Consider the following 10741-nt stretch of genomic DNA (forward strand, 5'->3'; position numbering starts at 1 on the left):
GACGGCGGAGCGGCCGGCGGGCGTGCGGGCGTGCGTGCGTCACAAGGAACGACCGGCGGGTCCTCCCGTCCCGGGGGCGCCCACGGCGGGGGACGGGGTCACTCCGCGTCCTCCAGTTCGACCATCAGGTGGGTGACCAGCCGGTCAGGTGGCGTGGTCGCGGGGTCGGAGACGTACACCTCGCGCAGCGGGCCCCGGGGGGTGTGCCCGCGCTCTCCCGCCCAGGAGAGCAGCGCGTGCGCGGTGAGGGAGATCTGGTCGTACGGCCCGACGTGGGTGACCGAGGCGAACGACCCGCCCGGCAGGACGTCCCGGGACGTCCCAAGGACGTCCCGGGACGTCTCGGCCGCGACGGCCACGGGCACCTCCCCCGTGAGGTCGAGCGGGAACAGCCCGACCAGCAGCCCCTCGGGCGCCCCCACGGCCGCCATCAGCCGGGCCATGCACGCCGAGGTGACGGCGCCGATGCTCTCCGGGGACGCGACGTCCCGTACGACGACCACCCGGCGGGCGGGCTCGCGGACGACGGTCACCTCCGGCCGGGGCAGGCCCTCGGCGAGGATGCGCTGCAGCGCGGTGACGTTGCGCTCGCGGCGTGCCAGGTCCTCCCGCATCCGGTCGCGCACCCCGTCCAGCACGCCGGACTCGCCGGCCAGCACCCGCCCGATCGACGCCAGGGGCACGTCGAGGGAGCGGAGCAGACCGATCAGCATCGCGGCGCGTGCCTGCCCGGGCAGGTAGTAGCGGTAGCCGGTGTCCGGATCGACCCGGTCCGGGGCCAGCAGGCCCAGCTCGTCGTAGTGCCGCAGCTGCTTGACGCTGAGTCGGCACAGCCGCGCGAAGCGCCCGATCGGCAGGTGTCCCTCGTTCACGTCACCAGCATGGACGCTCCCACGGCGGGAGAGGCCCGCCGGACCGGTGGAACTTCGCCGCGTGCCCGGGGAGCGATCGGCGCGGAGGGCTCACCGGGGCCTACTCGTACGGCTTCAGGGCCTGCTTCAGCGCCGTGAGCTCACGCGACACGACGAGCCCCGGGGTGGCGACGACGTCGGCGACGCTCCGGTGGTTGCCCCGCATGCAGGCCGGGTCGTCCGGCTTGACGATCGTCCAGATGGCAGGCCCGGTGAGCTCGAAAAGTCCCTTGAGCCCTCCGGCGTCGACGACGGCGAACGGCCCCTGTTCCAGGTCGCGGCCGTCCTTCTGGTGCAGGACGACGCTCACCACGCCGATCCAGGGGGCCGAGCCCTCGCCGGTGACGTGTGGTCCGATGCCGAGGGTGAACCGGTCGTGCCGCCCGGACGGTATGACGAAGTTCATCGGCCTGGTGACGGTGAAGGGTGCCTGCGTGCCCTCGGGAAAACCGATCTCGTAGTCGAAGGCGACCTTCAGCGGCCCTCCGAGGGGATAGCAGGAGCGGAGGCGTTCCGATCGCTGGATCTTCACCGTGACATCGGCGATCATCGCCTCCCCGTTTCCCCGGTTCCGGAGGACCAGGTCGATGCGAGGTCCCCGGAGTCCCTTGACCGCCACGTCGGGCGAGCCCGGAGATCGCTCACGGCCCGTGATGTCCTCGGCCACGTACGGACGCGCGGAGGCGACCTCCAGCAGGGGGCGCCGCTCCGACTCGTTCCCCGCGACCTCGGCCTGACGTTCGGAACTCTCGGCCTGACGTTCGGCGCTCTTCGCCGACGACCAGGCGAAGTACAGGGCGAACAGGCTGATGACGAGGGCCGTGACGGCCAGGATCGTCGCCGGTGACGTCCAGTCGTCCCCGGGGTCCCGGGAGGGGGCGGGGGTCCCCGCCCCGGCGACGGCCCCCGGCGCGGGAGGCACAGGAGGTACGGGGGACGCGGAGAGCCGAGGAGGCGGAGAGGGCGCGGGAGGCGGTGCGGGAGCGGGGGTCGTGGAGGGCGGCGCCGAGGGGGGACGGAAGAACGTCCGGCGGGCGAGGAGCCGCATCAACCGGCGCAGCCGGTCGAGCCGTCTCATCGCCGCACCTGCTCACCGCCGGCCGGGTCAAGGGCGTGGATCGCTCCCCCGCCCGGCTCTCCCACGTCGGGGGCACAGACGTAGAGGAGGTGTCGCCCCAGCACGAGCGAGGAGCCCGAGGGAACTCCCGTCCTCCACAGCGTGGCTCCGGTGTCCAGGTCGAGAGCCACGACGCGGTCACGGTTCCCCGTCAGCGTCACGTACGCCCTCCCCTCGCCGGTGACGGCCTCCTGGGTGTCCTCCCTCCGGCGGGTTCGCCAGCGCTCCCCACCCGATCCGGCGTCGAGACCGACCATCTCGTAGTACCCCTTCCGGTCCGCGACGGTGATCGCCAGGACGACCACGTCGCCGGCGTTCCACACCCCCGGGTAGCAGTCGCGCGGCTGGCGGAAGGTCCACATCGTCTCTCCCGTGCCGGTACGCAGCGCCTGGACGTTCCTGTCGTTCGTCACGATCGCGTGGGTGGCGGTCAGGGATTCGAGCCGCGTGCCCGCCCGGTCGAAGGCCCGCGACCAGACGGTCCTCCCGTCGGGAACGGAGTGCCCGCTCAACCGCAGGCCACGGACGCCGGACAGGGGGTTCAGCGAGGCGGAGGCGATCATCGGGCCGGGGGTGGGCAGCAGGTCGACGGTCGCCCGGGGGAAGTCGTGGGACCACACCTCGCCGCCGTCGAGGAGGCGGTGGGCGGAGATCCTGTCGCGTCGCTCCGGGCCGTGGCGGTACGCCGTCACCACCAGGCCGTCACGCAGGACCAGATCGTTGGACGCGTAGAGCGGCAGGGTCCACCTCTCCCCTCCCGTGAGGGCGTCCAGGACGTGCAGGGAGGTGTCGGTGGCGTACACCAGTGCCGTCCCGTCGAGCGCGATGCCCAGCACGGGGCCGGGCGCCGGCCTGCTCCAGCGCGGACGGCCGTCGGCGGCGGAGAGCGCGACGACCTCGCCCGCCGTCCGGCCGCGATGCGACCCGACGAAGATCGATCCTTTTCCGTCCACCGGTGCTTCCGTGACGAGAACGTCCGAGGCGCCGCCGGGGCGGCGGGGCGTGAACGTCCAGTGCCGCCGCCCGGTGGCCGCGTCCAGCGCCAGGACGTCACCGGCTTCGTCGGCGACGTACATCCGGTCTCCGGAGAGCGTCAGGCTTTTGTTCACCTGGTAGGGACGCGCGGTCACCGGCCAGGCCGCCGTGCCCGCCGGCGAGGTCGCGGGGGTGGCTCCCGGGGTCCCCGGAGCTGCGGGTGAGGCGCGTTCGACGGTGTGCTTCCAGACCAGCAGCCCCGCGCCTCCGGCCAGCGCGCCACACCCGGCCAGGAGGGCACGTCGTGAGAGGGAACGCCCCGCGGAACCTCGCGAGCCCTGTGATGCGTCGGCCACACCCAGAGTATTCACAATAAAAACGATTCAGAGATGACAAGAATACTTTTTCCAGGAAACTTCAGCCCTCACATTGGATTATTTGATCGTCTATTGCATACATAATCGCCTTCGCAACAAACGTCCTATTTATCTAGCCTTAGACTACTTTGCGGGAAAATGCAGGCGAATGCTCGTCGCACGACCCCCTCCCGGCTGGAGTCCCCGCCGACCGGAACGCGCGCGTGCCGCGTCCCACGCCGACGCGCCCGGCCCCCGTGGACAGGGACCGGGCGCGTCGAACCGTGAGAAAGCGGAAGCCTCAGCAGCCCCGGGCGGCGAAGGCCATGAACTGGTTGGCCTCCTGCCGGTCGAAGTTGTCGTCGGCGCCGACCACCAGCGTGCACTCGCCGGTGCGCAGGCGCGGACCCCAGGACATGCCCTCCAGGTTCTGCACGGGCGGCCGTACCGTGCTGAGGTCGGAGACCAGGCGCTTGACGACCGGACGGTAGGGGCGGCCGCCGACCAGGCTGTCCCTGTTCAGCACGTTCGTGGCGCCACCCAGGTCGACCTCGTACAGCTTGACCTTGTAGCCGACGCCCTCGATCCAGGAACGCTCCAGGGCGAGGTAGCGGCGGTCGTCGATCGCCAGGATCTCGGACACGCCGCTGTCGGACTTGCCGGTCGCCGGGACCGGCGCGGCGGGCAGCCGGTCGATCGGGTAGGCGTACTGCGCGCGCGGCCGGCCGTCACGGCTCCACACGGTGATGCGGGTCGCGGCCCCGCGCTGGACGGTGGGCAGCGGGCCGTCCTCGAAGCGCGGCCCCTCGGCGACGGCGACGATGGAGCTCTCGGTGGTGGTCAGGCCCTCGAACCCGAAGTTGCGCCGGGGGCCGTTGGTGGTGGCGGTCATCTTCAGATTGCGGGGCATGGCCAGCTCGCCGCGGTGGCGGCCCCGGGAGTCGGTCCAGCGGACGAACTGGTCGGAGACCGGAACGGCCGGGTTCGCCTCGTCCGGCCGGTCGCCCTCGTGCGCCCAGATCAGCCGTCGGCTCCACCGGTCGTAGCGGATCGTCTCGGGGTCGGCGGAGCGGGGACGGCCGTAGGCCGGGTAGGTGCCCCCGCCGGGGCGCTGCAGGGTGGTGACCCCGGTGAGGTTCACCCCGGTGAACGCGCCGGTGGCCGGGTCGATGGCCAGGCGGCCGGTGTAGAAGCGGGCCGGGTTGTAGCGCCACCGGTCGTCGGAGATGAAGTACCACGTCCCGGTGCGCGGGTCGCGGTCGATCCCGGACAGGCCGCCGACGGTGGTCCCGGAGAACCGCATCTTGTGCGGCAGGCGCTGCTCACCGAGGAAACGGGTGATCCGGAACTCCCTGGCGGGTGCCGCCGCCGTCGTCCCCGTGGAAGCGGCCGTCGCGGCCGTCGACGACTGCGTACCGACGGCCGCGAAGCCGACCGCCGTCATGAGCGCGACGGCGATCGCCGTCATTCTGCGCGAATTGGCCATATGACTTTCCTCATCCCAGAAATCATCCCTAGAGGGCTGGCTGGAATATGAGACCGCGGATCACGGGAAACATCCACCGGAATCGGTATTCGGAATGGCGTTGTCCACTTAATGCCACGCGACGCCGGGCATTTTTCACGTCTTTTCCGGCATGGAATCGCGGACCCCGACAATGACCTTCAAAGCAGGTCGGCCTGGACTCCCGGGGCGAGACCTCGCGGCGCGGTCCCCGGGCCCCGGCCGGGCGGGGAGTACCCTCGAAAGGGACGCCGACAACTCCGCCGGGTCTACTCCACTTGGACGGCGAATCATGGCGGACACCGAACCCGTATGCGAGCTGCACCTGCGGATCGCCGGGCAGTCCCACGACCTGATGCTGCGCCTGCACGACCACCGGCCCACCGAGGACGAGGTGGCGGGCTGGATGCGGGACGGCGCGGTGACCCGGCTCCAGGTCACCGAGACGGCCGGCCGCTCCCCCCACACCATGCTGGTGAACTTCGGCAGCGTGGTCTTCGCCTGGCTCTGCCCCTACCAGTCCGGCCGGGGGGTGAGCGTTTGACCCCGGAGGAAGGTCCCGGCCGGACGGACGCCCCCATGAGAGTGGCCCTGCTCGGGCCGGTCGCCTGGCGCACGCCGCCCCGGCACTACGGCCCCTGGGAGCTGGTCACGGGCCTGCTCGCCGAGGGGCTGGTCGCCCGGGGCGTCGACGTGACGCTCTTCGCCACCCTGGACTCGATCACCTCCGCGTCGCTCGACGGGGTCTGCCCGGCCGGATACGCCGAGGACCCGTCGATGGACGGGAGGGTCTGGGAGGCCATGCACGTCGCGCACGCGCTGGGCCGCTCCGGCGAGTTCGACCTCGTGCACAACCACCTCGACTGGCTGCCGCTGGCCTTCGCCGCGCACTGCCGCGCCCCGATGCTCACCACCGTCCACGGCTTCTCCGGGGCGGGCATCCTGCCCGCCTACGCCCGTGCCCGGTCGGCGTACGTCTCCATCTCCGGCTCCGACCGCTCCGCCGAGCTGGACTACGTCGCCACCGTCCACCACGGCGTGGATCTCACGCTGCTGCCGTTCGACCCGCGCGGCGGTCCCGGCCTGGTCGTCCTCGGCCGCGTCCACCCCGACAAGGGCACCGCGACCGCGATCGAGATCGCCCGCAGGGCCGGTCTGCCGCTGACCATCTGCGGGATCGTCCAGGACCGGCGCTACTTCGACGAGGAGGTCGCCCCGCACGTCGACGGCGAGCGGGTGAGGTTCCTCGGCTCGGTCGGGCCGGAACGGCGGGCGGAGGTCCTGGGGGGCAGCGCGGCGCTGCTGCACCCCATCGCGTTCGACGAGCCCTTCGGCCTGTCGGTGGTCGAGGCGATGGCCTGCGGCACCCCCGTCGTCGCCTACCGGCGCGGGTCGATGCCGGAGGTGGTGGACCACGGGGTGACGGGCCTGCTGGCCGACGGCGTCGAGGAGGCGGTCGCCGCGGTGGCGCGCGTCGGCGCGATCGACCGGGCGGGTTGCCGTTCCCAGGCCGAACGCAGGTTCGGCGTTGACCGGATGGTGGACGACTATTTACAGGTATATCGCAGCATGCTGGGCCGCAAACAGGGCATGGATACAGTCGAAGTGACGCAGAGCCCGCCATCGACGTGGGATCGCGGCAGCCGGGCCCCGTGAGGACGGCCCTCGGCATCGGGCTTCGAACTCCATCCGTCATCACGCCGGCCGATGGACGTCTCCACCGCGTGAGGCCGCGTCCGCGATCCGGAGCGGCCGATGACCGGAGGTATGACAGTTGGTCCGCACCTATGGTTTTCTCAGCACCCATCCGCCCACCCAGTGTGGGCTGGCCACCTTCAACTCGGCGCTGGCCGCCCACATGGGCGGGAACGGCTCCCGGGGCGGGATCGTCCGCGTCGTCACCGACTCCGACGACGCGCGCCCCGCGCCCGGGGTCGTGCACACCTGGAGACCCGGCCAGGACGAGGGCTGGCGGGCGGCGACCTCCGCCCTGGAACGTTTCGACGTCGCGGTCGTCCAGCACGAGTACGGCATCTACCCCGGCCGGGACGGCCAGGACGTGCTGCCGCTGCTGCGCGCCCTGTCCGTGCCCAGCATCGTGGTCCTGCACACCGTCCTGACCCGTCCGACCCCGCGCCAGCGAAGCCTGCTGGAGGAGGTCGTGGACGCCGCGGGCGCGGTGGTCACGATGACCGGCACCGCCCGTGACCGGCTGCTGGGCGGCTACCACGTGGACGCGCGCAAGGTCTCGGTGATCCCGCACGGGGCCGCCGAGCACATGCACGTCCTGGCCGTGCGCCGGCCGCGCCCGCACCTGCTCACCTGGGGGCTGATCGGCCCCGGCAAGGGCATCGAGTGGGCGCTGCGGGCGCTGTCGATGCTGGGCGACCTCTCGCCCTCGCCGACGTACACGGTGGCGGGCAGGACCCATCCCAAGGTGCTGGAGCAGTACGGCGAGGCCTACCGCGACGGGCTGGAGGAGCTGGGCGAGCGGCTGGGCGTGTCGGAGGCCGTGCGGTACGACCCGGTCTACCGCGACCAGACCACGCTGATCCGGCTGATCCGCTCGGCCGACGTGATCGTGCTGCCGTACGACTCGCAGGAGCAGGTCACCTCCGGGGTGCTCATCGAGGCGGTGGCGGCCGGCGTGCCGATCGTCGCCACGTCCTTCCCGCACGCGGTGGAGCTGCTCGGCGACGGTCCCGGCCTGCTCGTGCCGCACGAGGACCCGGTGGCGCTCGCCGCGGCGGTGCGCCGGATCCTGACCGAGCCGGGCCTGGCCGAGGAGCTCAGGAACCGGGCGCGCGTCCTGGCGCCGACCCTGCTCTGGCCCGCCGTGGCGGCCCGGTACGAGAACCTCGCCCGGAGCCTGCTCTTCGAACGACCGGCCGCCGCGGCGGTGGCGCTGCCGTGACCCCCGCTCCCCCCGTCCCCCCCGGCACCTCCGAGGCACCCCTCGCCCCGGACGCCGCCGGGCGTCCCGCCACGCCCGAAGCCGCCTCCCCTGTGACACCCGCGGCGCCCCCGCCCCCCTCCGCGACGTCCTCTCCCCCGGTCGCCGGTCCCGACTTCCGGCACCTGGAGCGGCTCAGCGACGACACCGGCCTGTTCGAGCACGCCCGAAACGCCGTCGTCCGCCGCCAGCACGGCTACTGCACCGACGACGTGGCCCGCGGGCTCGTCGTCACCAGCCGCGAGCGCGCGCCCTCCCCCGGGGTGCACCGGCTCGCCGAGTGCTACCTGGCCTTCCTCACCCACGCGCAGGACGACACCGGCGCGTTCCGCAACCGGCTCTCGCACGACCGGCGCTGGAGTGACGAGCCCGGACTGGGCGACTGGTGGGGACGGGCGCTGTGGGGACTGGGCACCGCCGCCGCCCGCAACCCCGCCGCGTGGATCCGCGACGAGGCCTTGATCACCTTCACGCTCGGCGCGTCCCGGCGGTCCTCGCACCCGCGGGCCATGGTGTTCGCCGGACTGGGCGCGGCCGAGGTGCTGCGCGTCCGGCCAGGCGACGGCCCGGCGACGGCCCTGCTGGCCGACGCCGCCCTCGCGGTCGGCCTTCCCCCCGAAGATCCCGGCGCCTCAGGCACCCCTGGCACCCCTGGCGACCCGGCCTGGCCGTGGCCCCAGCCGGAGCTGACCTACGCCAACGCGGCCCTGGCCGAGGTGCTCGTCAGCGCCGGCCACCTCCTGGGCGACGGCCGGACGCTCGCCGCCGGCCTGCGGATGCTGGCCTGGCTCGGTGAGACGCAGACCACGGCGGGCCGCTTCTCGGTGGTCCCGGTGACCGGATGGCGGCGGCACGGCCCCAGGGACCGCTACGACCAGCAGCCGATCGAGCTCGCCGCGCTCGCCGACGCCTTCGCCACGGCGGGCGACGTCACCGGCGACCCCGCCTGGCGGGCGGGCGTGTGGCGGGCCGTGGCGTGGTTCCGGGGCGCCAACGACCGCGGCGCGGTGATGTGGGACCCCGCGACCGGCGGCGGCTACGACGGCCTGACCCCGTACGGCCCCAACCTGAACCAGGGCGCGGAGTCGACCATCGCGCTGATCTCCACGATGCAGCACGCCGAACGCCTGCGCGAGGCCGGGCACTCCCCCGGGACCGAGCACCCGCCCGAGGCCGACCGGCCGCCGGAGGCCGGGTTCCCCCGGCAGGGCGGGCGGCCCCGGCGCGGTGAGCCCGCGCCGGGCCCCGAGGACCCCGGACGGCCCGGACGCCCCGGGCGTGCCGCGCGCACCGGGCTCGCCGGGCTCGCCGGTGAGCCGCCTCCCGGACGGGCCGGCGCGTCGTGACCGTCCGGGACCTGGCCACCCGGCTCGGCCCGACCCTCGCGCCCGACCCTCGCAGGGTGGTCGTCAAGCTGTTCGTCCCCGGTGAGGACGCGGCCCTGGTGCGCAGCCGTGCCGCGACCCTGATCGACCGCGTCGCGCTGCTGGGCCCCGAGGAGACCGCCGCGCTGCTACGGGAGACGCTGCGGCGGTTCGGCGACCGGCACGCCGACCTGGAGGCGACCTTCCTGCACCACTACGACCTGGTCCGCCACCGCGTCCCCGGTGACGTCGAGCTGGGACCGGCCACCCGCCTGCTCGTCGGCGCCTACTTCAGCCACGAGTACGCCGTGGAGGGCGCCGCGCTGTGCAATCCCTCGATGGTGGTCCACCCCGACCAGTCGGGCCTGCTCCCCGGGCAGCTACGGGCGGTGATCAGCACGCGGCAGATCGGCGAGGGCCACCTGTCGTCCATCGGCTTCGCCACGGTGCTGCTCGGTCCCGGCGCGGCCCTGACCGTGGCCGACCGCTCGGGGCCGCTGATCCTGGGCTCCCGGCGTCCCACCCCGCACCGGCGCGACCTGCTCGCCGCGGCCCTCGCCGACGAGGACCGGGACAACGAGGTCTCCGCGACCGTCCTGGGATCGCTGCCGGACCTGTTCGGCGACGACGACTTCGAACGGGCGATCATGGGGCTTCCCGCGGACCTGCTGGCCCGTACCACCACCCAGGGGATGCTGGAGGAGATGCGCCGGGCGACCGCCTCCGACTACGCGGTCACCTTCCCCGAGGACGTGCCCGTGGAGCGGCGGGTGCTGTGGCCGGCCAGCTCCGCCGAGAGCAACGGGATGGAGGACGCCCGTTTCGTGAGGGTCGTCGAGGAGGACGGCACGGCCTCGTACCGCGCCACCTACACCGCCTACGACGGGCGGCACATCCGCTCGCAGCTCCTGGTCAGCGACGACCTGCGCAGCTTCGAGGTGACCCCGCTACGCGGGCCCGGCGCCGCCAACAAGGGGGTGGCGCTGTTCCCGCGCCCGGTGGGCGGGCAGCGGCTGGCGCTGTGCCGTTCCGACGGCGAGACCGTCGGCCTGACCTCCCTCGACGAGCAGAGCAGGTGGCGGCGGCCGATCCCGCTGCACTCCCCCCGCCAGAGCTGGGAGCTGATCCAGGTGGGCAACTGCGGTTCCCCGCTGGAGACCGAGGCCGGCTGGCTGGTCCTGACCCACGGGGTCGGCCCGATGCGCCGCTACGCCATCGGCGCGCTCCTGCTCGACCTGGACGAGCCGCACCGCGTCGTCGCCGAACTGCCGGGCACGCTGCTCACCCCGGGCGAGAACGAGCGGGAGGGGTACGTGCCCAACGTGGTGTACTCCTGCGGCGGGATGCTGCACGCGGACGCCCTGTGGCTGCCGTACGGGGCGAGCGACGCCCGGATCGGGTTCGCCCACGTCCCCCTGGCCTCGCTCCTGGAGGCGATGCGCCCCCTGCCCGGAGACCTCTGAGGCGGGGGGGGGGGGGGGGGGGGGGGGGCCCGCGGGGGGGGGGGGGGGGGGGGGGGGGGGGGGGGGGGGGGGGGGGGGGGGGGGGGGGGGGGGCCCGT

General features: G+C 73.5%; 9 protein-coding genes. 5 read left to right on the top strand and 4 right to left on the bottom strand.

The window, feature by feature from the left end; all coding sequences use genetic code 11:
* Positions 1–98 precede the first annotated feature (98 nt).
* The 4 genes from ACLQ2R_RS30700 to ACLQ2R_RS30715 form a co-directional block, all read right to left on the bottom strand.
* The gene (locus tag ACLQ2R_RS30700) at positions 99–872 is read right to left on the bottom strand and encodes a MerR family transcriptional regulator (RefSeq protein WP_425964501.1); all 774 of its coding nucleotides are present in this window, start codon (positions 870–872) and stop codon (positions 99–101) included.
* A gap of 100 nt (positions 873–972) precedes the next feature.
* Positions 973–1989, bottom strand: a complete 1017-nt coding sequence (locus ACLQ2R_RS30705; protein WP_425964502.1) for a hypothetical protein — start codon at positions 1987–1989, stop codon at positions 973–975.
* A complete protein-coding gene (locus ACLQ2R_RS30710; RefSeq protein ID WP_425964503.1) occupies positions 1986–3359 on the bottom strand; it encodes a PQQ-binding-like beta-propeller repeat protein in 1374 nt (457 codons plus the stop codon). The genes ACLQ2R_RS30705 and ACLQ2R_RS30710 overlap by 4 nt, the downstream gene beginning before the upstream one ends.
* Positions 3360–3660: 301 nt before the next feature.
* Positions 3661–4845: an esterase-like activity of phytase family protein gene (locus ACLQ2R_RS30715; RefSeq protein ID WP_425964505.1), complete on the bottom strand. Its 1185-nt coding sequence runs from the start codon at positions 4843–4845 to the stop codon at positions 3661–3663.
* A gap of 310 nt (positions 4846–5155) precedes the next feature.
* Between ACLQ2R_RS30715 and ACLQ2R_RS30720 the strand changes: the two genes are divergently transcribed.
* The 5 genes from ACLQ2R_RS30720 (at position 5156) to ACLQ2R_RS30740 (ending at position 10643) form a co-directional block, all read left to right on the top strand.
* The gene (locus tag ACLQ2R_RS30720; protein ID WP_425964507.1) at positions 5156–5407 is read left to right on the top strand and encodes a hypothetical protein; all 252 of its coding nucleotides are present in this window, start codon (positions 5156–5158) and stop codon (positions 5405–5407) included.
* A gap of 35 nt (positions 5408–5442) precedes the next feature.
* The gene (locus ACLQ2R_RS30725) at positions 5443–6519 is read left to right on the top strand and encodes a glycosyltransferase family 4 protein (RefSeq protein WP_425964509.1); all 1077 of its coding nucleotides are present in this window, start codon (positions 5443–5445) and stop codon (positions 6517–6519) included.
* A 118-nt stretch (positions 6520–6637) separates the two neighbouring features.
* Complete coding sequence (locus tag ACLQ2R_RS30730) at positions 6638–7777, top strand: glycosyltransferase (RefSeq protein WP_425964511.1); 1140 nt, start codon at positions 6638–6640, stop codon at positions 7775–7777.
* Entirely contained in the window at positions 7774–9162 is a 1389-nt protein-coding gene (locus ACLQ2R_RS30735) for a glycosyltransferase (RefSeq protein ID WP_425964513.1), read from the top strand. The genes ACLQ2R_RS30730 and ACLQ2R_RS30735 overlap by 4 nt, the downstream gene beginning before the upstream one ends.
* Positions 9159–10643, top strand: coding sequence for a glycoside hydrolase family 130 protein (locus ACLQ2R_RS30740; protein WP_425964514.1), 1485 nt, complete (start codon positions 9159–9161; stop codon positions 10641–10643). Before ACLQ2R_RS30735 ends, ACLQ2R_RS30740 begins: the two co-directional genes overlap by 4 nt.
* The last annotated feature ends 98 nt before the right edge of the window (positions 10644–10741 follow it).

The organism is Streptosporangium sp. DT93, from assembly GCF_049844535.1.
GTDB lineage: Bacteria > Actinomycetota > Actinomycetes > Streptosporangiales > Streptosporangiaceae > Streptosporangium.